Below are 23,831 nucleotides of genomic sequence, written 5' to 3' on the forward strand. Positions count from 1 at the left end.
AAAAGACCCTCTCTTTCCGCCCATGCCCAAAGAACAATACATCTTAGCTTTCGACCAAGGCACCACCAGCTCCCGGTCTGTGGTGATCAATCACGCCGGTGAAATCGTCTCAAGCGCACAAAAAGAGTTTCGCCAAATTTATCCTAAGCCTGGCTGGGTCGAACATGACCCGATGGAAATTTGGTCCAGCCAAAGTTCCACGGCCAACGAGGCGCTCTCACGAGCAAACCTGAAGACAGACTCCATCACAGCAGTCGGCGTAACGAACCAAAGGGAGACCACAATCGTTTGGGACAAGGAGACCGGCGAACCTATCTACAATGCGATCGTTTGGCAGGATCGGCGCACCGCCGACTACTGTGGCAGGCTCAAGTCAGAGGGTCTCGAGGAGATGGTCATGCGGAAAACGGGGCTTCGTCTCGACCCCTATTTCTCCGGAACCAAGGTTCGTTGGATCCTTGAAAATGTTGACGGTGCAAGAAAGAGAGCCAACGAAGGTAAACTCTTATTCGGAACCGTCGATTCGTGGCTTCTCTGGCAACTCACCTCCCACAAAGTTCATGTTACCGACTCAACCAACGCGAGCAGAACCTTGTTCCACAACATCGAGACTGGTGATTGGGACGATGAACTTCTGGAGCTGCTGGAGGTGCCCCGAAGTATGCTTCCGGAAATCAAAACCTGTTCGGAGGTCTACGGAAATGTAGCGCACAATCTTTATCCTGCTGGCACACCGATTGCCGGAATCGCCGGTGACCAGCACGCCGCCCTTTTTGGTCAGGCATGCTTCGATCCGGGGATGGTCAAAAACACCTATGGGACCGGTTGTTTTCTTCTAATGAACACCGGAGAGGATTTGGTCCGATCGAAGAACAATCTTCTCTCCACGATTGCTTGGCGCATAGGGGACAAAACGGAATACGCCCTCGAGGGTTCTATTTTTATTGGTGGTGCGGTTGTCCAGTGGATCCGCGACGAGGTCCAACTGGTCCGATCTGCACAGGAGTTGGATTGGCTGGCAGGAACCGTTTCGGATTCCAACGGGCTCTTCATCGTGCCCGCGTTTGCTGGACTCGGAGCACCTCATTGGGATCCCTATGCCAGAGGGGCCGCTCTTGGAATGACCCGCGGGACTAACCGTGCACACTTTTGCCGAGCAGCCCTCGAATCAATTGCATTCCAAAGTGGCGATCTGGTTTCCGCCATGGAGAAAGACAGTGAACTGACACTGACGGAATGTCGGGTCGACGGTGGGGTTGCTAACAGCGAGCCGATGCTCCAATTCCAAGCAGATCTACTCCAGCAAAACGTCGTTCGCCCGAAATGCGTCGAAACGACTGCGATGGGCGCGGCTTATCTTGCTGGCCTTGCGGTGGGCTTCTGGGAGAGCCGAGATGAGATCGCAAAAAACTGGGGAATTGACGTCACCTTCGAACCGGCGCGTCCTGCTGAAGAAATGGAGTCGCTCAAAAAAGGATGGGCGAAGGCAGTGGAACGCTCGAAACAATGGGAAGAAGCAGGCGATGAGTGAGCATTCCTTAACACCTGCCCTTTTCGGTAGTCTAACCGGATCTAATTCTCCAAAGCTTGCTTCGATCTCAAATTTCAAATCTGCAATTTCAAATCCCCTAGGGCTTACCCCGAGGCTCCTTACTCGTCAGACAAACCACTCATGAATCGATCCTCATCTCTCACCCGAATTCGTTCCAGACAGACACCATTTGATGTAGTAGTCATTGGAGGAGGTGCTTCGGGACTGGGTGCTGCGGTGGATGCCGCCGCCCGCGGCCATAGCGTAGCCCTCTTTGAACAGGCGGACTTCGCCAAGGGAACTTCCAGTCGCTCCACCAAACTGGTCCACGGAGGCGTCCGCTACCTTCAACAAGGGAATATATCACTGGTCCTGGAAGCTTTGCGCGAAAGAGGAAGGCTCACCAAAAACGCCCCCCATCTTGTTCACTCCAAGGCCTTTGTAATCCCCAACTACTCTTGGTGGCAGGGACCGTTTTACGGAATCGGAATGAAGGTCTACGATCAGCTCGCAGGGAAGCTGGGGCTGGCTCCCTCCCGCCACTTGAGCAAGGAGGAAACCATCAAGGAGATTCCGACCGTTGAGCAGGAACACCTGGTGGGCGGCGTCATTTACCACGATGGACAATTCGATGACTCCCGGCTCGCCGTAAACCTCGCGCAAACTGCAGATGAGTTGGGTGGAGCAATGGTAAACTACGCTCAGTGCATCGGCCTTGAAAAGGAAGATGACGCAATCAGAGGAGTTAAGGTCCATGACCGGGAAAGTGGTGAAGAGTTTTCGGTGAAAGCAAAGACTGTGATCAATGCAACCGGGGTCTTCGTGGATGCGGTACGGCAGATGGATGATCCATCGACCAAGCCTATGGTGGCAGTCAGCCAGGGTATTCATATCGTCCTTCCAAAGAGTTTTCTTCCGGGCGATGCTGCGATCATGATTCCGAAGACAGCCGATGGCCGCGTGCTTTTTGCCGTCCCTTGGCATGATCACGTGGTCGTTGGCACCACCGACACAGGTCTGGATGAGCATAGCCTCGAACCCAGAGCCCTTGAAGAGGAGCGTGATTTCGTGATGACCCATGCACGGAAATACCTCGAGAAGGATCCTGAACCGGAGGACGTTCTCAGCGTGTATGCTGGCCTAAGGCCGCTGGTAAAGGCTGGCGACGGATCGGACACGGCAGCTTTGTCCCGCGATCATAGCATCGTGATCAGCGGTAGCGGACTGATTACCCTCACCGGTGGCAAATGGACCACCTATCGCAAGATGGCTGAGGACGTTATCGACCACGCGGAGACTTTGGGGGGGCTGGATCCTGTAGCCTGTCAGACACAAGAGCTCCAGATCCACGGGTGGACTAGAGCGAAAGCAAGTCGTACAAATCTGGAGACCTATGGAGCCGACGCTTTGGGTATCGAGGAGTTGATTCAAAACGACGCCAGCCTAGCGGAACCCATTCATGGTGCACTTCCCTACCAGAAGGCAGAAGTGGTGTGGCATGCCAGGGAGGAAATGGCACGAACCGTAGAAGACGTTCTCGCCCGCAGAACGAGAGCCCTTTTGCTCAACGCGAGTGCCTCGATCAAGGCCGCTCCTGTAGTAGCGGGTATTCTTGCAAAGGAATTGGGCCACGACGAAGCGTGGCAGGAGCAACAGGTAAGCACGTATACAGAACTAGCGAAAGGCTACGTCTTCAGCGATCCATCGAGCACAATGAAGCGCTGACCATTTGATCCCTTTAGGCCTAATTCTTCGAAACTCGGGTCGATCTCAAATTTCAAATCTCAGATTTCAGATTCCTTCCGACCTCTAACAGCCGCAGATTTCATCAATCTTTTCGAGCTGTTCCGCAGTAAAAGTGGGAGAGTCCATAGCCTTGACATTCTCGCTAATTTGTTTCGGCCGACTGGCACCGATTAACGCAGATACGACTGCCGGGTGACGAAGCACCCAGGAGAGAGCCATTTGAGCGAGGGTTTGTTCTCTTTCCTCTGCAACGGCTGCCAGACGCCTTACCTTCTCCAGGTTTTCAACTACTTCCTCCTCCGCGAGGAAAACACTCGAACCCGCCGCCCGGGAGTCCTTCGGAATCCCTTCCAAGTAACGTCCCGTCAAGAGTCCCTGCGCAAGGGGACAGAATGCAATGGCACCGATTCCCTCATCCTCAAGGACCGCAAGTAGGCCCTCTTCAATCTTCCGATTGAGAAGGCTGTAATTCGGTTGATGAATCAGGCAAGGCGTGCCGAGCTCACGAAGAACCCTTGCAGCCTCCGCGGTCATTTCTGGGCTGTAGGAGGAAATTCCCGCGTAAAGCGCCTTGCCAGAACGAACAGCTGTGTCAAGAGCACCCATGGTTTCTTCCAGTGGCGTCTTGGGATCAGGACGGTGCGAATAAAATACATCCACGTAATCAACACTCATTCTCCGAAGACTCTGATCGAGACTCGCCAGAAGATGTTTGCGGGATCCCCATTCTCCATACGGTCCTTCCCACATCAAGTAGCCCGCCTTGGTCGAGAGGATGAGTTCATCCCGATACCGAGACAGATCTGACTTTAGAATTTTCCCGAAGTTGGTTTCTGCTGAACCCGGGGGAGGCCCATAATTGTTAGCGAGGTCAAAGTGAGTGATGCCGTGATCGAACGCCGTAAAAATCATCTGCCGCGCCTTTTCGAAGTCATCTGTATCTCCGAAGTTATGCCATAGTCCGAGCGAAAGATCAGGTAAACGAAGACCACTTAGCCCGCATCTTCGGTAACTAGCATTGTCGTAACGATCAGGGTTTGCTTCATACATGCCCAAAACCAAACAGAGTTCGCCTTCTAGCGAAACGATAATCCGGTTCCGGTTGCATTGTCGCACCTACTCATCACTTTCTCCTCGTCTCCTCCCTTCCATTGCCCTACACCCAAGTCGATTATGGAAAAATCCCTTATCATCCTGAAACCTGACTGCATGGCGGCCGGAAATGCTGGAGAAGTCATCTCCCGTTTTGAAAAGGCGGGCTTTACTATCGTAGGCGCTAAGATGGCGCAGCTTGATGGGCCAATCCTGCGAGAGCATTATGCTCACGTGGCAGACAAACCTTTTTTCCCGGAGATAGAAGAGTTTATGAGTTCGCGCCCGGTGATTTTTCTCGCCTTGCAAGGAGAGAACGCTGTCCAGGAAATTCGTGATTTACTGGGTCCCACCGATTCCACGAAGGCACCCGCAGGTACAATCCGTGGTGACCTTGGAACCGATATGATGAAAAACGTGGTGCACGCATCCGATAGTGTTGATAACGCTGCGATCGAGTTGAAGCGCTTTTTCAAGTCGGACGAGATCTACACGATTTAATCTCGGTGCCTACCGAAGCGGAGACAGAAGAGGCTTTCTTCGATCCGATCGAGAGAGCTGTCGAAGATATAGCCGCAGGGCGAATGGTCATCGTGACCGACGACGAGAGCCGGGAGAACGAGGGTGACCTTGTCCTTGCGGCGTCAAAGGCCTCTCCTGAGTCTATCAATCAAATGATCCAGGAAGCCGGGGGCTTGATCTGTGTCCCGACGCTCAGCCACCAGTTAACGAAGCTTGGGATCAACCAGATGGTGGTGGATAACCGCGAAAGCCACCGAACTGACTTTTCCGTATCAGTCGATGCAGCAGAAGGAATATCTACGGGAATCAGTGCCTATGATCGAGCGAGAACGATCCGTATTTTGGCAAATCCCGAAGCGACCCCTGAGATGCTCGTGCAGCCCGGACACATCTTCCCGCTTCGCGCCCGGCCTGGCGGCGTGCTCCAACGGGCGGGTCACACCGAGGCTGCAGTGGATTTAGCGACCTTGGCAGGACTTCATCCAAGTGGCGTTATCTGTGAGATCCTCAACAAGGATGGGTCGATGGCTCGTCTTCCGGAACTAGTGACGTTTAAACAAAAATACGGTTTACGAATGATCTCCATCGCCCAGTTAATTGAGTACCGCCACAAGCGCGAAAAGCTGGTTGAAGAGATCGGAACTCGGGTCTTAAAGACCGAGTTTGGAAATTTCGACTTACACCTGTTCCGTAGCGTCCTTGACGGTCGAACCCACATTGCTCTCTCGTTCGGAAATCTTGGACCCGAGCCCACTTTGGTGCGGATACAAGGGGAGAACCTTCTCTCTGACGTATTTGGTGCCAGTTTTCGCGAGAACCTCGTCCGTCCAGCGATGCAGAGAATCGCTAAAGAGGGGCGCGGGGCCGTTGTTTACATTGAACAGTCTCATGGAGGAATTCACCTCGATCCTTCCACTGGTAAGCTTTCAGAGGGAGAAGAATTCAAGGCGGCTCCCATGGACTTTAGGGATTACGGAATTGGAGCACAGATTTTGGTGGAGCTTGGGTTGCGGGAGATCCGCTTATTGACTTCCCGACCTCGAAAAGCGATTGCACTGGAAGGATATAATCTGGAAATTATCGAGCAGATCGAAGTAGTGGACCCAGAGGAATTACAATGAGTCGAAATTCTGGAAAAGAAGACACTTTACTGGACGGTTCAGACCTTCGGATCGGGATCGTTGCGGCTCTATACAATAAAGATAAGGTCGATCGATTGATTGAGCTTGTAGTTGCGGAGCTAAAGTCTCTTGGAGTGATCGAAGAGCATATCCGTTTGGAGCGGGTGCCCGGGTCGATGGAAATTCCGTATGCGACCGCCCGTTTAGCCAGGCACTCGGGTTGCGAAGCGATCATCGGCCTTGGCGTGGTAATTGCCGGTGCAACCAGTCACCACGATGTCATTGGATACAGCACAGCGATTTCTCTCCAAAAAATCTCCATTGATTTTGAGCGTCCGGTCATCAACGGGATACTTGTTGTCGACTCAGAAGAACAAGCTACCGAGAGACTGGGAGCAGGCATCAACCGCGGAGCAGAATTTGCGAAGGCGGCAGTCTCTCTAGCAAATCTAGGGTAGTCGCCGGGATCCGGGTGTGATTTTGATTCGGTGGCGCCTGCGCGTCTTTGCATGAGCACTCATCCAAATCCAAAATCCTCACGCCCGCCAGCATATGCAGGCTCAAGACGCTAAGACGCTAAGATGAAGGAAAACTCAATTGGCAGAGAGGTCGTTGATGCGGCTGTGAAAGTTCATTCCAAACTCGGACCTGGTTTATTTGAATCAGTCTACGAAACTGTCCTCTCTTACGAACTCGAAAAGCGGGGTTTGTCCATTGATCGACAGGTGATCGTTCCGATATCCTACGATGATCTCACCTTCAGTGAGGGATTTCGGGCTGATATAGTCGTCAATGGGGTGGTTATTTTAGAGCTGAAGTCGGTGGAGCAGCTCACAAAATCACATCACAAACAGCTTTTTACCTATCTAAAACTTATGAACTTGAAATTGGGTTACCTTTTGAATTTTGGAGCCGCTTTGATGAAGGACGGTTTGGTCCGAATTGTTAATGATCTACCTGAGTGATTCCTTCGCGTCTCTGCGTCTTTGCGTGAGGTTCTCTCCAAAAGTAGTGTTCATTCTACCTGTTCCCCTACTTGCTTCCCGCGATCAAGATCGCTAAGACCAATTCCCATGGAAGAAGGAACGGAGCAAAAAACAGCCGAAACGAAAAAGGTGTCCCGACGGCACTTGAATCGTGTCGCCGCGATGCAGTTTCTTTATCTCTTTGAATCCAATCGCGAAGAAAACCTGAATGATCTGGTCCTCAGTTTTTTCGATCACCAGGAGAAAGACCGCGAGTATTACGCTTTTGGGGAGGAGCTCATACAGGGAACAATTGAGAACCTCCCAGAGATCGATGAGAAGATTCAGTCGACGGCAAACAATTGGACTCTGGATCGGATCGCTCGGGTGGACCTCGCGATTCTAAGAGTGGCGTGTTTCGAGTTGCTTCATCGCCCGGATGTTCCGCCGGTTGTCTCAATTAACGAAGCGATTGATCTGGGCAAAGAGTATTCAAATGAGGAAAGTAGGCGGTTTCTCAACGGTATCCTTGACCGGATGTCCAAGGAGCTGCATCGGCCGCTAAGGGATGCCGAGTAATCCTATGACTTCAGGAAAACCGAGTCTGTTCCAGCGGTTTCGGAAAGGTCTTCAGCGAACAACCGAAGGCTTTACGGAAAAAGTTGGCGGTGTCTTTAGTCGGGCCAAAATAGACGATGATGACATCGACCTCATCGAGGAAACCCTTTTTTCTGCCGACTTTGGTGTGGAGACTACCGAGGAAGTTGTTGAAGCAATCCGTAAAGGATATCGTAAAAACAAGGATCTGCGTGGAAAGGAGGCAGCGGAAATCGGTTCGCGCATCCTCGAAGAAGTCCTCGTCGGCTCAGAAGGCACCTTTTACCCTCACGAGCCCCACCCTTCGGTGATCGCACTCGTCGGGGTCAATGGCTCTGGAAAAACCACGACTTCGGCAAAGCTAGCGTGGCATTACAAGCAGTCGGGCCACTCGGTTTTGGTCGGAGCCTGCGACACTTTTCGCGCAGCCGCCAATGAACAACTCAAAGTTTGGAGTGGTCGTCTAGGGATTGACGTGGTCGAAAGCCATCAAGGTGCCGATCCTGCTGCAGTAGCCTTTGATAGCTTTAGCGCCGCTGAGAAACGCGACACTGACCTTCTCGTTCTAGACACCGCTGGGCGCCTTCACACGAAATCGAATCTAATGGAGGAACTGAAGAAAGTGCGGCGAGTCTTGGACAAGAAGAGACCTGGATCACCCGAAGAGCGATGGCTGGTCATCGACGGCAGCCATGGGAGCAACTCCGTTCAGCAGGCACGAATCTTTCATGAAGCGTTTGATTTAACCGGGATAGTCATCACCAAGCTCGATGGCACGAGTCGAGGCGGCGGGCTTGTGGGCATCTATCGTGAGCTAAAATTACCGATACAATTCGTGGGTTTGGGAGAGCAGCCAGAAGATCTTCAACGTTTTTCAGCCAAAGACTACGCAGAGGCTGTATTTGGTGTACAATCGGAATAGGCACCCATGCCCACCCTACTCCGTGGACTCTCGTTTCTAGTAGGCATTCTTCCGGAGTTTTGTCTTCGTGGCGTGTGCGTTGGACTGGGTGCTATTCTTTTTCGAATCCCTTCCAAACGTCGCATCGTTCTCTCAAACCTTGCCCACGTTTTTCCTGATCGGGATCCCAAGATCCTTAAAAAGATCGCTCGGATCAACTGCTCCCGTACCATCGAGATGGGCCTGTTCGCCCTCGCCTCTCCTCGGTTTGGAGAAAAAGAGATTCGGGCGCGCCTCCAGTTTTCCGATGACTTTCAAGAGCGTTACCAATCCGTCCTCGAAGAAGGGAAACCTGCCCTCATTCTTCTACCGCACAACTATTTGATCGAACTGATCGTCTTCGCCCCGATGCTGGTTGGCTTACCAAATGGGAAAGTCGCTGCCCTTTTTCGGCCGATCAATCAGAAGAAGATCGACGATTGGGTGCTCAAAACCCGCGAAAGAGGTGGTATCAAACTCCTTTCCCGAAGCAGCGGTGCCGAAACCGGTATTCGTCACCTACGTGGCGGAGGGCACCTCGCTATTCTAGCAGACCAAGGTGCGGGTGATTCGGGAGTTCTGGGAAAAGTGGCCGGAAGGACAGCTTCACTGACGCCGCTACCTGACATAATTGCGAAGAGGTTGTCGGTTCTACCCGTCTTTGTTTCTATTGAAAGAACCGGATTCTTTCGAGGTAAAGTGCACTTGGAAATTCCACGTGACGACCAAAGAGAACCTTCCGCCTCATTCGCTGTATGGCTTTCCAATAAATTGATTCACGAAAAAGGTTGGAACACCAATTGGCTTTGGCTCCATCGTCGCTGGAAGACCCAGAGAACTCCGCAACGTCGCCTTCGGTTGGAGATGCGGCGGGGAACCTCCAGTGATTTCGAGCCGCGGGAGGAGGATCTCTCTCGGGCAGACCGAGTCTATTTACGCCTTCCCAACTGGCTTGGTGATATCGTGATGGTCGCCCCTCTCATTCGAGCGATTCGTAAGGGGCGTCCGGATGTCCGTCTCACCCTCGTCTTCCGTCCGCACTTCACCCCATTGATTGGACTGTTAGACCTTCCTTACGATGACCTCCTTCCCGCGGACAGTAAAAATGTGGTCGGGAGGGAACTCCTCCGCTTCCGTCAGTTTGAATATCCAGATACGGCAATACTGTTTACTAATTCATTTCGCGGTGACCGGGAAATGAGGATGGTTGGCGCCGAACAGCGATTTGGTATTCTTCGTAGGGGAAACCGAAGACCGTTACTCACCGACACCTGGATGCCACCCGAAACCCTCAAAGAAGAATCAATCCACCAAACGGATTGGTGGCATTTGTTTCTCAGCCATTTTGGCCTGAAGGAGCCGGCGGATCGAAGTCCAATCAAAAGCTCTAAAGAAAACCGCGAGAACCGCATAGCGCTCTTTTGTGGATCAGAGAACAGTCCAGAGAAGCGATGGCCCGTAGAAAGATGGGTTACCTTAACAAACGCTCTCTTGGAAAGGGACGAGGACTTGCAAATCGATCTGCACGGTACTGGTGGCGACCAGCCCATCACCTCCTCGGTTGCGGCCAACTGTAAATCTGACCGAATAAGTAACCTCGCGGGCTCAACCGATTTAGCCGAGCTAGGAACCTATCTCCAACGAAGCCATCTCGCAATCGGAAACGATACGGGAGGAATGCACTTGGCGAACGCTCTTGGCTGCCCTACTGCGGTTCTTTTTGGCCCTACCAACCCTGTAAGAACGCGGCCAATTTTTGACGCTCCCTTATCGGTCATTCAGGCACCGGATGCAAAACAGACCGGAGGCGGCACCATGGACGCCATATCGGTCGATCAAGTTTTGGAGGGAGTTAAAGAGTTAATGAAGATTCATCCGGAGCGGCTGCTTTAGACCGTCGAAACCTCTGCGAAGTCGGTTTAGCTGCCGATTCTACTGTATTGGAGTATCTCGAACGGCACCTAGAGCTGCCCCTTCCAATCAACTCCAAAGCACCATTTCCTGCTGCTGGGTTTCTTCCTTCTTTTTACTCCGCTTAGGGCGTCTTTCACCCGATTTACGGCTGCCATGCTGCTTATTGACCCGTTTGGCCTCCGTCCAGAATTCATCTTTTCGACGCAGCTTACCGAATTCTCCGCGGGCAAACTTTACCGCCTCCTTGTGGTCTACGACCGGTCGCGGATAGGTCTTTCCGAAAATCACATCCGCCTCTGAGAGGACCGATGCTGGTGCCCTCCATGGTTCATGGATGTAGTCAGTCGGGAGCCCTGCCAACTCCGGGACCCACTGTTTGACAAAAACCCCTTCCGGATCCTGATCGAGGCCCTGCTTTACAGGACTATAGATCCGAAGGGTGTTGATTCCGGTAACCCCACTCTGCATTTGGATCTGAGAAAAGTGGATGCCGGGTTCGTAGTCGATAAACTGACGGGCCAAGAAATCCCGGAAGGACCGCCAGTCGATCCAAAGATCGTAAGCAGCGAAGGAAACGAGCATCGCTCTCATTCGAAAGTTGATCCATCCCCTCGTCCGAAGAGCACGCATACAGGCATCGAGGAACGGATAACCCGTTTGTCCATTCTCCCAAGCCGTCATCCTTGTCGGATCCGGATCCATCGGACGTAGACCCTCGCAAGAACGATTGAACGAGCGATTCTCAATCTGAGGCTCCGATTCCAGTTTCTGCATAAAATGGCAATGCCAGTGGCAGCGGGAGAGAAAGGAACGTCCGTCACTTGCTGGGATGGAATCACCCATCGCAAGGCGCACGCGATGGACCGCTGAACGGATCGACAGGCAACCCGAGGAGAAATAAGGGCTGAGCCGCGAACAGGCATCATAGGCGGCCACCGGACTGCTCATCTTTCGACGGTATCCTTGACCCCTACCACCAACAAACGACTCCAGAACATGGCGAGCTGCAGTCTCCCCTCCGCGAAGGTCAACACTTCGCTTCCACGAGTAGGAGTTTTCTGTTGGAAGAACCGGGATCTTACTAGTCCCCTTGTATGGGGAGGATAGCGAATCGGGTTTGGGTAAAGGAGCGTGCTTCATCCGCTCTCCCCATAGCTTTGACCAACCGTCGCGATCTCTAAGCCCACGAACGACACCGTTTTGAGGAAACTCGGTCCAGGTTACGCCTTTCTCTTTAGCCCATTTACCTACTGATTTGTCCCGATGAAAAGTAACTTCGTTTCCGGTCTCTTCGTGTGACCAAAGGAATTCAAAACCATATTTTTCCCGCACACTTTCGAGGACTTCGGCCGCTCTCCCCCGCCGGATTAGCAAGCCTACACCGAGATCAGCTAAGGAAGCTTGGAGGTCTTGGAGAGACTCGCTCTGAAACTGCCAGTGAAGGGCATCGTAATCCGGTGCATTCAGGACCTCCGGCTCGATAATGAAGAGCGCTACAATCGGCCCTCTCTTACCGGCCTCTACGAGTGGACGGTGATCCTCGACACGAAGATCGCGTTTGAACCAAACGCACTGTGTTGCCTGATCGCTTGAGACCACCCTTTCACAGAAGTCTCTTATTGAATTTCAGCAAGTCGAGCAGGCTCTACGGCTACGAAAATCCACCCAGATGAAATCTATATCCATTTAACATCCCCCTGCGAAGCGGCTGTGGAAAAATCCAGGCGATGTCGCCTGCTTTGACTCCATCAAATGGACTACACTCGCCACTGATTAAATATTCTGACCAATTCGCCAGAGTACCCCTGCGGGATCATTCATACAAAAGTCCCGCATACCCCATGGCTGCTCTTCAACCTCGGTAACCCTCACCCCGTATTTATCTCCTACTCCACTTTCGTCCACGACCCTCTTCCAGGAATCCACATCCTCAACCAGAAGATGCATCATGAAGTTTGAGGCATGTTCTTCCCGATAAAAATCCTGCAAGAGGAAACTGGATTCACCCTTTCGGAAATACGCGATTCCACCCATGTCAGAGACCAGAGTAAATCCAATCTTTTGGTAAAATTCCTTGGATACTTCAAAGTCCTTCGAGGGGACAAATGCTTTGATTTCGGTGACAGTCGTATTGCTCATAAATTGAGTTCCCAAATTTTTTGCACCCTCGCGAGTCGAAACGAATTCCCAAGTGTATTCGATCCGAAACCCATGGTTTCAAAAGTCTATTCTCTTTTCAATTCAGTCGGATGAAACCCATGGGTCGCGTATTCTTTCGCGAGACGAAGTCGGTGGATCTTTGCATTGTGACGGATATCTACTGGAAAATCCTTCCGGAAGAAGAAATGGCGAATCGAAGCGGTCATCGGGGTTTCCGATCCTAATTTCTTTAGTTCGACCACCCAGTTGCCTATTTCATCCTCATTTTTTGGGAAACAACCCTTCTCAGGCTGAACCACGATACCCGGCACCCGTTTGTTTCTCGAACCTAAACCTACTAATGCGGAACGGTAGACCTTTGGATGACGGTTAAAGACCTGCTCGCAGCACTCCGGGTAGTACGCTTTCCCTTCCCGAGTCGTCACCCTTTCAGCCACCCGCCCACAGAACCAAATGCGACCGGCTTCGTCTTTATATCCAAGATCCCCCATACGATGCCAAACCGTTTCACCCGCGTTGACCTTCGCATTCCTCGTCGCCTCCTCGAGCCGATCATACTCTCTCGTGACCATCGGACCAGACACCACAATCTCCCCGATCTCATGAGGCGATAGTTCCTGTAAGTGTTCCTCGACCATCGGACCTTCTTGAACGCTAGCGATGCGGACGTTCACTCCATCGAGAGGACTGCCTACACAGACACCCTTCCCTTCTTCCGTCAGTTCCGCAACCTCCAGAATCATATCCCCGTCAATGGCCGTCATCGGTAAGGCCTCCGTCGCACCATAAGGACTGTAGATGTCGGCGTTAGGCACAAGTGGACTCAACTTTTTGATCAGCGATGGTGACACTGCAGCCCCAGCAGCCAATACTCGGCGGAGAGAAGGAATCGATCGGTTTGAACGTGCTCCCTCGGTAGCGATTAGATTCCAGAGCACAGGCGAGCCAAAACTGTTCGTCACCCCGGCCTCGTTCATCACGGCAATTTGCAGCCCTGGGTCAGCCTTCGCTGGTCGGCTGGGATTCATCGGAGGGACCACGGTAGTCATCCCGAGAGCTGGATTGAACAATGCAAAAACCGGCAACATCGGAAAGTCCACCTCTCCCGGCTCGATTGAGAAACGTTCCCTTACTGCGGCGATTTGCGCCTGAAACATCCCGTGTTCGTAACAAACCCCTTTGGCCGGTCCTGTGGAGCCTGAGGTGAAGAGGATGGCAGCGAGATCATTTGGAGCAGTATCCGCTGGTTCAAAGCCTCTACTACCGTCAGCCTCCTCCGTTCTGGTAATTAGATTCGTAGAGAAACGCGCACGGACACGATGGAACGACTTAGAGAAAACCCGTGAAATCATCAGTCCCTTGGGAATTCCAAACACCGCCTCGGGTTCGGATCGTTTGACGCAGGAAAGAAAACTCCGCAGACCCATTCCGGGATCAATCACAACTGGGACTGCCCCCACCCGCAGAATCGCAAAGACTCCGCAAATCAGCTCCAGACCCGGTTTTGCCAGAACGATGGTTCGGGTGCCCTTCCCTACTCCTTTCTCCAAGAAATGTGCGGCAAGACCAGCGACCAGACAATGCAACTCGGCAAATGTCGTATCTCTGAATCCAATCCTCCTCCCGGTGACGTTCGGGATTCGAACCGCCAGCACCTCCGGAGCCTTTTCGGCCCTTTTGGCAACGTATCCCGCAATATTCATTGAACGTCCTAAGTCGAGCGGGCATCGAGAGCCCGTTCGAGACGCACAAGATCCTCCGGCGTATCCACTCCGATCGTACTTTCTTCTGTAACCCCTACTTTAATCTCGATCCCGTTCTCCAGCACTCGCAGCTGCTCCAATCGTTCGATCCGTTCAAGGGGCGAGGGTTTTAAATCGACAAACCTTTCAAGAAAACGACCTTGGTAGCCATAAAGACCGAGATGCCCGAACACCTTGATCGTCTCGAGCCGTTCCTTGGTCGGATAACCCTTGCTCTCACGATCCCATGGGATGGGTGCCCGTGAAAAGTAGAGAGCCCGGCCTTGCTGATCCATGACTACCTTTACCTGACTCGGGTCATTGATGCGCGCAGGATCGGTTAGGCGAACGGCCAAGGTGCTCATCCCGGCACTCGAATCCAAGAGAGAAAAGAGTTCTGCGATCTGTCTTCCCGAAACCAACGGTTCATCCGCCTGTACATTCACCACTTGGTCTGCCAAAATTTCGCGGTTCGCGTAAGCGATCCGATCCGTCCCACTTGCAAGGTCCGGATCGGTCATCACACAAGAATAACCCTCCGACTCCAGAACCGATTTCAACTCCTCTTCAGCTATAGCGAAAAAGACCGGGGTTTCGGGGGCGACCGCCTTCACCTGCCTTGCTGTATGAAGAATCAGCGGCTCCCCCTGGACCGGGTGAAGCAACTTTCGTGGGAACCGAATCGACTGGAGACGAGCCGGAACAATAATGGCTTTCGGGATCGACACTCCTTTCAGCATCCAATGGGTGCTCGATGGGTCAACGGGATATTCGACGCTAAATGGACCGCGAAGACTTGGGTTATCCTAGAAAAGAGGCTTGTGGAGGGACAGCGGCCTTCCCGGACTGAGCCTGTCGAATGGCGATGTCCGCTGAAGCGCATTGTTAACCTACTCTCAGCACTTAAAACAAACCCCCTGGACTCGATTTCGATTTGGATTTCGATAGCGATTTCGAGTTTTTTCCGCTCAATTGGCTCGCCAACCGAGGTGCTCGTCCAGACCCTCGGTTTGATGCTAAAGATTTACACCTACAAGAAGTGCAGCACCTGCCGTAAAGCTACTAAGTTCCTTCAGGATCGCCAAATCGACTTTGAGGAGCTACCCATTCGCGAGACTCCGCCGAGTACCAAAGAACTGGAAAGGATGCTCGATGTAAAAGAGGGCAAAATGACCAAAATCCTCAATACCTCCAGCCAGGATTACCGGGACAGCGGGTGGAAAGATACGCTGACGAACATGAAACCATCTGAAGTATTCGCAGCCCTTCAGAAAAACGGAAATCTCGTGAAGCGGCCCTTTCTTCTCGGCAAGGACATCGCTCTGGTTGGATTCGACGAGGCGGAATGGGAGGAGTCGTTAGATTCCTCTTAAACGGCTATCGAGAGGCTCTACCTGTGCAATCATGGCTGGTTCGGGAGGCGTAATCGGGCTAGATTCACCTGAGGATATCGATTTTAAAAAAACTGATGGCGATAACCGGCCTTTGACCCGCTCAGCACATCGGTTGACAGACGTCTAAGCTCCTGAATAAATCATCCGAAAATGAACCGACCAATCTCAAAGCCTCTATCACTCATAATCCTGTCGTTAGTGATCGCATCCATCACTGCCCTTGCGGATGACAACCGGGACCGGCCTGGTCCGCAGTCGATACCTCGCTACACGAAGTCGAAGACTTTTTCTCTGAGCGATTTGTTCAAGAGCCCTTCCGATAAAGATGAGGAGACTGCGGACTCTACTGATGAATCGGCAGCCGATCCATCCCACCTACTGATTGCCGTAATTCAGCCCACTGAAGCGCAGAGTACAAAAGGAGTCATTTATTTCGAAACGGTTGAGGAAGGCATCCAGGTAAGCGGAAGTCTCTCTGAGCTGGCCCCCGGAGAATATGATATCTGTGTTCACCAGTATGGTGACCTGTCTGCGGTCGATGGCAGTTCTGCAGGAGAACCGTTCAACCCTGATTCTCAGTCCAAAGTTTCGGAAAAGAATTCAAATTCTTACTTCGGTCATCTCGGAAGAGTCTCCGTAGACGAAGACGGTGTAGCGGAATTCTCATTTGTAGATTCCGGTTTTTCGTTAGCAGGTCCAAATTCAATTCTCGGCAGAAGTCTGCTCGTTTTCGGTGATACCGGTGTTCCGCCAGTAGGCATGGCAGTCATTGGAATCGCGAGTCGGAGTGCCAATTGATTTCTCTGCACGAGGCCTCATTTCCGAGAACCGAACCTGCCTTGGTAGAATTCAGAACTGTTTCTCACGGGAATCCAAGATTAGGGTGACCGGTCCGTCATTGACTAACTTTACGGCCATCGAGGCACCAAACACGCCCTTCGCGACTTGTCTTCCTAGCTCGGTGCCTAGTTCCCTGATGAACTTTTCGTAAAGAGGCACTGCTATTTCCGGGGGAGCCGCTCGGTTGAAGGATGGACGGGTTCCCTTCTTTACCGTTCCAAATAGAGTGAATTGACTCACTACGAGCGCGTTACCCTTCGTTTCGAGGATACTCCGGTTCATCTTTCCCTCGGCGTCGTCGAAAATTCGGAGCTTCTTCACTCGATCAACTAACCACAGGCAGTCTTCATTCGTATCGTCACGCGAAACCCCCAGAAGAATCAATAGCCCACTCCCTATCTCACTAACCAGCTCTCCCTTTACTTGGACCGAGGCGGACGACACCCTTTGAATTACCGCTCTCAAGTCACTAACCCAAAGTGACGGCAACCTTCCAGAACACCACTGCTCCCTGGTGCCTCGGAAGCGTAGAATCTTTCAGAGGCGTCCTTTTCATCCATTTCCTTTCGAACCTTCGCCACTAGATCCCTTGAGGCATTTCCTACGGCTATCGAGCGAAATCCGGCCACCATCGCCGCATAGTCGTTTCCGGAATCACCAGCGTAGATCATCTCGTTCGGATGGAAATCAGCATGAGTCGATAGCCAAATCAAGGCATATGCTTTGGATACTCCTTTCGGTAGCAGGTCAATCAAACCCTTCCCGCTGAATGGATCTACGCTTCCCATACAAACGTAAGGAATCCCACTCTCGTCCAAGATAGCAGCAATTTCGTGCTCAAGGATCTCGACTCTTGAGGCCTTCGTAAAATAGCTGATTTTGAATGGTCCCTGGCTCGCCGGACCCTGCGGTTTCAGCTCCCCGACCGCCTCGAGGATAGGCACTGCCACCGACCGATCCAAATGACCTGTTTTTTCAAAAAGATGTTCTTCGTAGGCGTGGAACCTCTCGAAGACTCCTTCGATTTTGCAGAATACGGACGTTCCAACGTCGCAAACCAACCATTGCGGTTCGGGAAGGCAGTATTCCTCAATCGCGTGGATCGCGGACTCAAAATGACGGCCGGTAGCATAGACAATCTCGCATTGGTTCTCACTAATCCCCTTTGCGAGGATCGCAAGATCATCTAGGTTCTCTTGAGAAGCCGGAAGAGGGATCAGCGTTCCATCAAGATCCGATGCTAAAACGCGGGGTGATGGATGTAAATCGAAGTCGAATAGGTTCATCAGGCTAAACGAACGCATTCCTGTTCGGACAGCCGACGAAGGCCAACGGAATCTACACTGCAGGTGCTTGAAGAAAGATTTCGATGGTCACTTCGTTTCCAACAATACCCTGGCCGTAGCTAATTCCCCAATCTCTACGATCAATCTTTGTAGTGGCCTCCCATCCGGAAACCGATACTCCGTCTGCGTTGTCTTGGATCCCGAGCAGTGTGGCTTCCAGGGTGACCGGTTTTGTCTCTCCGGCCATAGTGAGGTCACCCTTGATCGAGAAGGTGTTTTCGCCGGTTGATTCCCATGAGGTGGATTCGAACTCGATCGCTGGGAATTCATCTGAATCAAAAAAGTCTTCGTCGGCAAGGTGGGCATCGCGCTTCTCGTTGTTTGTATCTACGCTAACGACTGCAATGCTCGCAGTCGCTTTGCTGGATGCTACATCGCTTGCGTCGTAGACGATGGTAGCGTCCATTTCGCCAAAGGAACCGGGGACCGTTGTGAAAAAGTGACGGATCTTGAACGTGACGCCCGAATGGTTTGGGTCCGCTTTAAAGGTTACGGGCGCTGCGAATACCGCTACGGAGAAGATTGAAAGCGCGAGGAGGGAGAGAACTGCTTTTTTCATGTGTGGTTTGAGTAAAATTCCAATTGATAGGACCCCGTGTCCGTGGTGCAGTAAGGCTTCCTAATCCAACCTGTCAAATCATCTGATTACCCGATCACCAACCCCATGACAAAACCGACAGACGTCTCCCTTGAAAGTGTATCTCAGGAAAACCGAGTGTTTCCTCCTCCTCCTGAATTTTCAGCAGCGGCAAGAATCAACTCGATTGAAGCTTACGAAGAAGAATACCAGAGGAGCCTATCGGACCCTGAGGCCTATTGGGCTGGGGTCGCGTCCGAACTTCATTGGTTTAAGCCGTGGGAGACTGTCCTAAACGAGCAGGAAAAACCCTTTTTTAAATGGTTTGAAGGTGGAAAGACGAATCTGGCCTACAATTGTATCGACCGCCATCTTGACGGCGCTGATCGAAACAAAGCGGCCCTGATTTGGGAAGGCGAACCAGGGGACTCCCGTGTGCTCACTTACTTCGATCTTTATCGAGAAGTGAATCGCTTTGCGAACGGGCTACGGTCTCTCGGTATCTCCAAGGGAGATCGGATTGCTCTCTACCTGCCGATGATACCCGAACTAGCTATCGCAACCTTGGCGTGCGCCCGTATTGGGGCTGTCCATACGGTCATTTTTGCGGGTTTTTCAGCCCACTCGATCCGTGACCGCGTTCTCGATTGCGAAGCCCGTTGCGTGATCACAGCGGATGGCGGATGGCGCAGAGGGCAAATCCTGCAGCTGAAGAGCATAGTCGATGAAGCAATCGAGGGGGTCGACTGCGTCAAGGATGTGGTTGTGGTCAAACGAGGCTCTGGGGATCCGTTTCCATGCCGAATCCGGGAAGGTCGGGATCACTGGTATCACCGCCTTGTTCAGGATCAGTCCATCCACTGTGAGCCGGAGCAACTGGATTCCGAGGATCTCCTTTTTCTCCTCTACACCAGTGGAACTACCGGTAAGCCCAAGGGAATCATCCATACCGTCGGCGGATACATGGTGTATACTTACCACACGACCAAGGTAGTTTTCGACCTCCGGCCTGAGGACGTCTATTGGTGTTCAGCAGATATCGGCTGGATCACTGGTCACAGTTACATCCTTTACGGTCCCCTCCAGAATGGAGCGAGTGTCGTAATGTATGAAGGCGCGCCGAACTCACCGGACAACGGACGATTTTGGGACATCATTGAGAAATACGGGGTGACCATCTTTTACACCGCTCCGACCGCAATCCGTGCTTTCATGAAATGGGGGGATCGCTGGCCCGCGGCAAAGGATTTGTCCAGTCTTCGGTTGCTCGGCACCGTGGGAGAACCCATCAATCCCGAGGCTTGGATTTGGTATCACAAGCTGATCGGAGGTGAACGGTGTCCCATCGTCGACACTTGGTGGCAAACGGAAACAGGCGGCATCCTTCTTTCCCCACTTCCCGGAGCCACTCCTACCAAACCGGGAAGTGCTACCAAACCCCTCTTTGGAATCGACCCAGCCATCCTGAATGAGGAGGGCGAAGAGCAGGCCGCCGGTATTCTTGCGATCCGGAAGCCGTGGCCGGGGATTCTTCGCGGCATATACGGAGATCCTCAGCGCTTTAAAGACACCTACTGGTGCAAATGGGGCGGAGAATTCTACTTTCCCGGAGATGGCGCGCGGGTCGATGATGACGGATACTTCTGGATCCTCGGACGGGTGGACGATGTCGTAAACGTATCTGGACACCGGATTGGAACGGCAGAGTTGGAAAGCGTTTTTGTAGAGCATCCATCCGTGGCTGAGTCTGCCGTCATTGGCGTTCCTCACGAGATCAAGGGGCAAGGCCTCGTTGCTTTTATTACCGTGCGGGAAGGCATTGCTGCAGACAAGGATTTGGAGCAAGAGCTTATCAATTCAGTCATTTCCGCGATAGGAAAGTTCGCGGTCCCGGAGAAGCTGGTATTTTCAGCCGATCTGCCCAAGACCCGTTCCGGAAAGATCATGAGGAGGCTCCTGCGCGATATAGCCGAAGGTAATGCTCTCGGTAACGTAACCACACTTGCTGATCCTACTGTGGTGGAAACACTGCGAAAGAGGTATCAGGAAGGTTAGGCGCACTCTAAGGGCACTTCGATTAAAGGGATCCATCGTCATCCCGTTCTCCCTCAAATAGCTGGCCAGAAAACGGGTGATTGTGGAGGAGCGTCGAGCCCGAATCCCGCTCTACCTCGAAGGTAATCATCTGTGCGGATCCATCCCTTCCAAATCGAACAGAGAAGAAGTCTCGATCAAAACCGTTTGTAGGCCTGCCGCCCGAAACGATCGAAATTGTTTCCACACTGGGCAAATCTACTGTTTCCAGCTCTGTCCCATTCGCTCCCTCCTCGAGTATCAAAACCCGATTCTCTGAATCAAAACGCAGGCGAATGGACTGATCATTGGTCTCGGCAAGAAAATGGCCTCGTCGAAAAGCTTCCTCAATCGACTGTTTCCATCCCCTTCTCCCAAATGAATCCGCAACGTTTCCCCAATCGGTGAGTAAGAAGCCAGCAAGGAGGCCGATCAACGCGATCACGAGAAGAATCTCCAGAAGGGTAAGACCTTCCTGATGACTTCTGATCTTGTGGCTACGCATTAGGTGACTCTCTCTCTGTGCTGCCTGTTGTCTCTAAAAATTTGGATCGGTCCTGAGGATGCGGGATAGTGTCGAGTAATAAAAGTAGTTCAACCGCCAACGAATTGCTTCGGCAGACTCATCCAACTTCCTCTTCTCAACAGTGTAAAGTTTCACTTGGAAAGCCATCCTATGGATCTGCCTTGCTTTCCCACATGTTCCCGTCAACCATTTAGAGATGAGCGGAGCATTTCCGCAGTTTCATCCGGACTTTAGAAGGAACCGACAGCAGTCTTCCTCGCTGAATCCGTCCATCTTAGTGCCTGATTTATGGCAACAGGATGCCATTCGTCTTTTGCTGGCAGGTCGCGATGTGGTGATCGATGCGCCAACCGGTTCCGGAAAGACGTTCGTTTTCGAGCAGCTGGTCGAGAATGGCAGTATTGGAAAAGCGATTTACACAGTCCCAACACGAGCTCTCGCCAACGACAAATTGTTGGAATGGCGGGAGAGAGGCTGGAACGTAGGAATTGCAACGGGTGATCTCTCGCAGAATCTGGAAGCACCTACAATTGTTGCGACGCTGGAAACGCAGCGACAGGCTCTTTTGAACGGTGAGGGTCCGGATTTGCTCGTAATCGACGAGTACCAAATGCTCAACGATCCTCTTCGCGGGCTTCATTACGAGATGGCGATTGCCTGTGCACCTCCCGAAACTCAGCTCCTCCTTTTGAGCGGGAGCACCGCAAATCCGGACTTGATCGTTCAATGGTTGCAAAGACTCTCTCGCAAAGCGGAGTTAGTTCGTTGTCGCGATCGGCCAGTTCCGCTCGAAGAGGTTCACCTGGATGCACTTCGCCAGAAAGTCCCTCCCGGGGTCAGAGGGTATTGGCCCCGCAGGATTGCAAAGGCCCTCGCAGCAGGGCTCGGACCCGTGCTCATTTTTGCCCCGCAACGTCAATCTGCAGAGGAAATCGCAATGCGTCTAGCAGCTGCTCTTCCTGCGTCCGAACCACTGGAGTTAACGGCCGAACAATCAAAACTTGCGCGGGGACCGATCCGAAAATTGCTCCGAAGGCGAGTCGCACTTCACCACAGTGGGCTCGACTATTCCCTTAGGGCAGGCCTGATCGAACCTCTTGCGAAGGCCGGTCAAATGAAAGTGGTCGTCGCCACAACAGGTCTCGCCGCGGGAATTAACTTCTCCATGCGATCGGTTCTGGTCACCGAAACCCACTACCGGTTCGGGGATGAGGTGCGCAGAATCCGATCCGATGAGTTGCTTCAAATGTTCGGGCGCGCCGGACGGAGAGGGATTGATTCGGTAGGGTATGTATTGACAGGCGCTGACAAACCCCGGCTTCGTGACGGACGTTCAATTGACCTTTCGCCAAACCGAAGGATCGACTGGCAAGCTTGCCTCAGCAATCTCCAGCTGAGTGCTACCCTGGGCACGAACTCCCGCAGTGACCTCGAACAACTAAATCAACGGTTCCTCAGTTCTGGGAGACTCAATTTGGGGCTAAGAGATCCACTGCCTGCTCGAGATCCCCAAGTCACGACAAGCAGGATGCCCGTTGCCACCAAACAACGTGAGATGCTGACTCCCGATGGAACTTGGGAGAGACTCGGAAAGAAGCGCCGGATTCCCCTTTCCGAAGCAAAATTTTTTGACGGAAAGAAATGGGGAGATGCTCTTCGATCCTCTACCGTTTTAAAAACCCTTCAGGTTGGCAGTTTGTGCCGTCTTCCCCATCCCAATTCACACGAGTTTGGTAGGATTGTCGTTCTTGCCCATTTCCCCAAAGAGGCAAACGAGAATACGGTTCGCCTAACGAAGTCGTTTCGCCGTCTACTCATCGAAGAGTGGAAACAAAACGCCGATTTTCCTAAACCCCGGTGGAATTGCTCTTTGGATTGGCTGGAAAAACGTATCCTCCCTCTCCTACCCAGAGTTTCTGGCGGTGGGACCGTTTTACGATGGGAGGAACAGAACGACCAGATTCGCGCCTACCTCGACTACTCTAACGCCGAAGCATTCTGCCGTATTGATAGTCTCGGACGCGCTCTTATCAACCCTCCCTTGAGAGAACGTGATCATTTTGATGAACACGACCTACGGATCGCACTTGGTGGTGGCGCGGATGACAAACCGAGACGACCAGCGCGCAATTGGTTCGATTTAGGGCTAGTGGACCGTTTTCTGAAGCCCACGCGGCGTGGAGTGGTGTTCAGCTTTTTTGCCCAAGGCGAAGGATTGGCCATTGCTGCCGGTCTCGAAGAAAACTCGCTTGAAGTGGAGGAATTGGTCTTCCAGCTAGCGAATTTACGAGCCGGTCACCGGTTTGCCGACCTACACGAAGCCGACGGTCGTCTTGGCGACATCAGCAGGTTACGATATGGGTGGCGCTCTATTCCTGGCTACCTGACGAGAGGGGTCCCCACAGAATACGGTGAGGGCGCAGCCGAAATCGTTGCTGCGGTTATTCTCGACGCCCGAAAGCCAACTGATTTTGAGACAGACCATGTCCGGTCAGGCGATGTCCAGCGAGCTGTTCTCGAATGGCGGTCGGTTTTAAGACAAATCGTAGGGTCGCCGGATTTTGCTTGGGACCGTTGGCTCGCCTTGCAGGAGGAGGCGAGGCGGCATCTCGTCGCAAGTTCTTCGGCGGTCGATCTGGACTCCCTCCCTCCCCTAACACTTCATCAGCGACAGCGGATTGCCTTCGGGTGAAGAGGGCCTTTGTGAGAGGATTTTATGGCGAAATAAATCAGCCGGACAGACCC

At 52.5% G+C, this 23,831-nt stretch carries 22 protein-coding genes; 13 read left to right on the top strand and 9 right to left on the bottom strand.

Translation table 11 applies throughout. From position 1 onward, the window contains the following. Positions 1-22 precede the first annotated feature (22 nt). On the top strand, positions 23-1,531 hold the full coding sequence (glpK, locus tag AAGJ81_06080; protein MEM0965699.1) for a glycerol kinase GlpK: 1,509 nt from the start codon (positions 23-25) through the stop codon (positions 1,529-1,531). 141 nt (positions 1,532-1,672) lie between these two features. After that, positions 1,673-3,256 carry a glycerol-3-phosphate dehydrogenase/oxidase gene (locus tag AAGJ81_06085; protein MEM0965700.1) on the top strand — a complete coding sequence of 528 codons (1,584 nt, stop codon included), beginning with the start codon at positions 1,673-1,675 and terminating at the stop codon, positions 3,254-3,256. An 84-nt stretch (positions 3,257-3,340) separates the two neighbouring features. Here the strand turns inward: AAGJ81_06085 and AAGJ81_06090 are convergent, their stop codons facing one another. After that, positions 3,341-4,327 carry an aldo/keto reductase gene (locus AAGJ81_06090; protein MEM0965701.1) on the bottom strand — a complete coding sequence of 329 codons (987 nt, stop codon included), beginning with the start codon at positions 4,325-4,327 and terminating at the stop codon, positions 3,341-3,343. A gap of 123 nt (positions 4,328-4,450) precedes the next feature. Here AAGJ81_06090 and ndk point away from each other — a divergent pair, with 123 nt between their 5' ends. From ndk to AAGJ81_06125, 7 genes are all read left to right on the top strand, one after another. Continuing rightward, complete coding sequence (gene ndk, locus AAGJ81_06095) at positions 4,451-4,870, top strand: nucleoside-diphosphate kinase (GenBank protein MEM0965702.1); 420 nt, start codon at positions 4,451-4,453, stop codon at positions 4,868-4,870. Positions 4,871-4,875: 5 nt separating this feature from the next. Beyond that, the gene (gene ribB / locus AAGJ81_06100) at positions 4,876-6,012 is read left to right on the top strand and encodes a 3,4-dihydroxy-2-butanone-4-phosphate synthase (GenBank protein MEM0965703.1); all 1,137 of its coding nucleotides are present in this window, start codon (positions 4,876-4,878) and stop codon (positions 6,010-6,012) included. Beyond that, positions 6,009-6,470 carry a 6,7-dimethyl-8-ribityllumazine synthase gene (ribH, locus tag AAGJ81_06105; protein MEM0965704.1) on the top strand — a complete coding sequence of 154 codons (462 nt, stop codon included), beginning with the start codon at positions 6,009-6,011 and terminating at the stop codon, positions 6,468-6,470. Before ribB ends, ribH begins: the two co-directional genes overlap by 4 nt. Positions 6,471-6,593: 123 nt before the next feature. Continuing rightward, complete coding sequence (locus AAGJ81_06110; GenBank protein MEM0965705.1) at positions 6,594-6,977, top strand: GxxExxY protein; 384 nt, start codon at positions 6,594-6,596, stop codon at positions 6,975-6,977. 108 nt (positions 6,978-7,085) lie between these two features. Continuing rightward, positions 7,086-7,556, top strand: coding sequence for a transcription antitermination factor NusB (gene nusB, locus AAGJ81_06115; GenBank protein MEM0965706.1), 471 nt, complete (start codon positions 7,086-7,088; stop codon positions 7,554-7,556). Between the two features lie 4 nt (positions 7,557-7,560). After that, positions 7,561-8,496, top strand: a complete 936-nt coding sequence (ftsY, locus tag AAGJ81_06120) for a signal recognition particle-docking protein FtsY (protein ID MEM0965707.1) — start codon at positions 7,561-7,563, stop codon at positions 8,494-8,496. A gap of 6 nt (positions 8,497-8,502) precedes the next feature. Then, the gene (locus AAGJ81_06125; GenBank protein ID MEM0965708.1) at positions 8,503-10,407 is read left to right on the top strand and encodes a glycosyltransferase family 9 protein; all 1,905 of its coding nucleotides are present in this window, start codon (positions 8,503-8,505) and stop codon (positions 10,405-10,407) included. Positions 10,408-10,494: 87 nt separating this feature from the next. Here the strand turns inward: AAGJ81_06125 and AAGJ81_06130 are convergent, their stop codons facing one another. The 4 genes from AAGJ81_06130 to kdsB form a co-directional block, all read right to left on the bottom strand. Continuing rightward, positions 10,495-12,027: a deoxyribodipyrimidine photo-lyase gene (locus tag AAGJ81_06130; GenBank protein ID MEM0965709.1), complete on the bottom strand. Its 1,533-nt coding sequence runs from the start codon at positions 12,025-12,027 to the stop codon at positions 10,495-10,497. A 174-nt stretch (positions 12,028-12,201) separates the two neighbouring features. Further along, positions 12,202-12,567: a VOC family protein gene (locus AAGJ81_06135; protein MEM0965710.1), complete on the bottom strand. Its 366-nt coding sequence runs from the start codon at positions 12,565-12,567 to the stop codon at positions 12,202-12,204. A gap of 86 nt (positions 12,568-12,653) precedes the next feature. Further along, positions 12,654-14,291, bottom strand: a complete 1,638-nt coding sequence (locus tag AAGJ81_06140; protein ID MEM0965711.1) for a fatty acid CoA ligase family protein — start codon at positions 14,289-14,291, stop codon at positions 12,654-12,656. Positions 14,292-14,299: 8 nt separating this feature from the next. Next, entirely contained in the window at positions 14,300-15,070 is a 771-nt protein-coding gene (gene kdsB / locus AAGJ81_06145) for a 3-deoxy-manno-octulosonate cytidylyltransferase (GenBank protein ID MEM0965712.1), read from the bottom strand. A 3-nt stretch (positions 15,071-15,073) separates the two neighbouring features. Between kdsB and AAGJ81_06150 the strand changes: the two genes are divergently transcribed. Together AAGJ81_06150 and AAGJ81_06155 are read left to right on the top strand one after the other, a co-directional pair. After that, positions 15,074-15,703: a Spx/MgsR family RNA polymerase-binding regulatory protein gene (locus AAGJ81_06150; GenBank protein ID MEM0965713.1), complete on the top strand. Its 630-nt coding sequence runs from the start codon at positions 15,074-15,076 to the stop codon at positions 15,701-15,703. Positions 15,704-15,874: 171 nt separating this feature from the next. Further along, the gene (locus tag AAGJ81_06155) at positions 15,875-16,522 is read left to right on the top strand and encodes a superoxide dismutase family protein (protein MEM0965714.1); all 648 of its coding nucleotides are present in this window, start codon (positions 15,875-15,877) and stop codon (positions 16,520-16,522) included. Between the two features lie 51 nt (positions 16,523-16,573). Here the strand turns inward: AAGJ81_06155 and dtd are convergent, their stop codons facing one another. Genes dtd through AAGJ81_06170 form a run of 3 tightly spaced genes read right to left on the bottom strand, consistent with a single transcriptional unit; the run spans position 16,574 to position 18,469 of the window. Further along, positions 16,574-17,029 carry a D-aminoacyl-tRNA deacylase gene (gene dtd / locus AAGJ81_06160; protein MEM0965715.1) on the bottom strand — a complete coding sequence of 152 codons (456 nt, stop codon included), beginning with the start codon at positions 17,027-17,029 and terminating at the stop codon, positions 16,574-16,576. Next, positions 17,026-17,868 (bottom strand): HAD-IIB family hydrolase, encoded by an 843-nt coding sequence (locus AAGJ81_06165; protein MEM0965716.1) that lies wholly within the window; start codon positions 17,866-17,868, stop codon positions 17,026-17,028. The genes dtd and AAGJ81_06165 overlap by 4 nt, the downstream gene beginning before the upstream one ends. Before the next feature lie 34 nt (positions 17,869-17,902). Further along, positions 17,903-18,469, bottom strand: coding sequence for a YceI family protein (locus AAGJ81_06170; protein ID MEM0965717.1), 567 nt, complete (start codon positions 18,467-18,469; stop codon positions 17,903-17,905). 105 nt (positions 18,470-18,574) lie between these two features. Between AAGJ81_06170 and acs the strand changes: the two genes are divergently transcribed. Next, entirely contained in the window at positions 18,575-20,542 is a 1,968-nt protein-coding gene (acs, locus tag AAGJ81_06175; GenBank protein ID MEM0965718.1) for an acetate--CoA ligase, read from the top strand. 22 nt (positions 20,543-20,564) lie between these two features. Here acs and AAGJ81_06180 read toward each other — a convergent pair whose 3' ends face one another. Beyond that, entirely contained in the window at positions 20,565-21,065 is a 501-nt protein-coding gene (locus AAGJ81_06180; GenBank protein ID MEM0965719.1) for a type II secretion system protein, read from the bottom strand. Between the two features lie 217 nt (positions 21,066-21,282). Between AAGJ81_06180 and AAGJ81_06185 the strand changes: the two genes are divergently transcribed. Beyond that, positions 21,283-23,778 carry a DEAD/DEAH box helicase gene (locus tag AAGJ81_06185; GenBank protein ID MEM0965720.1) on the top strand — a complete coding sequence of 832 codons (2,496 nt, stop codon included), beginning with the start codon at positions 21,283-21,285 and terminating at the stop codon, positions 23,776-23,778. Positions 23,779-23,831: the final 53 nt, after the last annotated feature.

It is taken from the genome of Verrucomicrobiota bacterium, from assembly GCA_038744685.1.
Lineage (GTDB): Bacteria > Verrucomicrobiota > Verrucomicrobiia > Opitutales > Puniceicoccaceae > Puniceicoccus.

What these genes read in the sequence shown, in the direction of transcription:
- glpK (MEM0965699.1), top strand. Translation starts at nt 23, where the DNA reads ATGCCCAAAGAACAATACATCTTAGCTTTCGACCAAGGCACCACCAGC.
- AAGJ81_06085 (MEM0965700.1), top strand. Translation starts at nt 1,673, where the DNA reads ATGAATCGATCCTCATCTCTCACCCGAATTCGTTCCAGACAGACACCA.
- AAGJ81_06090 (MEM0965701.1), bottom strand. Translation starts at nt 4,327, where the DNA reads ATGTATGAAGCAAACCCTGATCGTTACGACAATGCTAGTTACCGAAGA.
- ndk (MEM0965702.1), top strand. Translation starts at nt 4,451, where the DNA reads ATGGAAAAATCCCTTATCATCCTGAAACCTGACTGCATGGCGGCCGGA.
- ribH (MEM0965704.1), top strand. Translation starts at nt 6,009, where the DNA reads ATGAGTCGAAATTCTGGAAAAGAAGACACTTTACTGGACGGTTCAGAC.
- AAGJ81_06110 (MEM0965705.1), top strand. Translation starts at nt 6,594, where the DNA reads ATGAAGGAAAACTCAATTGGCAGAGAGGTCGTTGATGCGGCTGTGAAA.
- nusB (MEM0965706.1), top strand. Translation starts at nt 7,086, where the DNA reads ATGGAAGAAGGAACGGAGCAAAAAACAGCCGAAACGAAAAAGGTGTCC.
- ftsY (MEM0965707.1), top strand. Translation starts at nt 7,561, where the DNA reads ATGACTTCAGGAAAACCGAGTCTGTTCCAGCGGTTTCGGAAAGGTCTT.
- AAGJ81_06125 (MEM0965708.1), top strand. Translation starts at nt 8,503, where the DNA reads ATGCCCACCCTACTCCGTGGACTCTCGTTTCTAGTAGGCATTCTTCCG.
- AAGJ81_06135 (MEM0965710.1), bottom strand. Translation starts at nt 12,567, where the DNA reads ATGAGCAATACGACTGTCACCGAAATCAAAGCATTTGTCCCCTCGAAG.
- AAGJ81_06140 (MEM0965711.1), bottom strand. Translation starts at nt 14,291, where the DNA reads ATGAATATTGCGGGATACGTTGCCAAAAGGGCCGAAAAGGCTCCGGAG.
- kdsB (MEM0965712.1), bottom strand. Translation starts at nt 15,070, where the DNA reads ATGCTGAAAGGAGTGTCGATCCCGAAAGCCATTATTGTTCCGGCTCGT.
- AAGJ81_06150 (MEM0965713.1), top strand. Translation starts at nt 15,074, where the DNA reads ATGGGTGCTCGATGGGTCAACGGGATATTCGACGCTAAATGGACCGCG.
- AAGJ81_06155 (MEM0965714.1), top strand. Translation starts at nt 15,875, where the DNA reads ATGAACCGACCAATCTCAAAGCCTCTATCACTCATAATCCTGTCGTTA.
- AAGJ81_06165 (MEM0965716.1), bottom strand. Translation starts at nt 17,868, where the DNA reads ATGCGTTCGTTTAGCCTGATGAACCTATTCGACTTCGATTTACATCCA.
- AAGJ81_06170 (MEM0965717.1), bottom strand. Translation starts at nt 18,469, where the DNA reads ATGAAAAAAGCAGTTCTCTCCCTCCTCGCGCTTTCAATCTTCTCCGTA.
- acs (MEM0965718.1), top strand. Translation starts at nt 18,575, where the DNA reads ATGACAAAACCGACAGACGTCTCCCTTGAAAGTGTATCTCAGGAAAAC.
- AAGJ81_06180 (MEM0965719.1), bottom strand. Translation starts at nt 21,065, where the DNA reads ATGCGTAGCCACAAGATCAGAAGTCATCAGGAAGGTCTTACCCTTCTG.
- AAGJ81_06185 (MEM0965720.1), top strand. Translation starts at nt 21,283, where the DNA reads ATGAGCGGAGCATTTCCGCAGTTTCATCCGGACTTTAGAAGGAACCGA.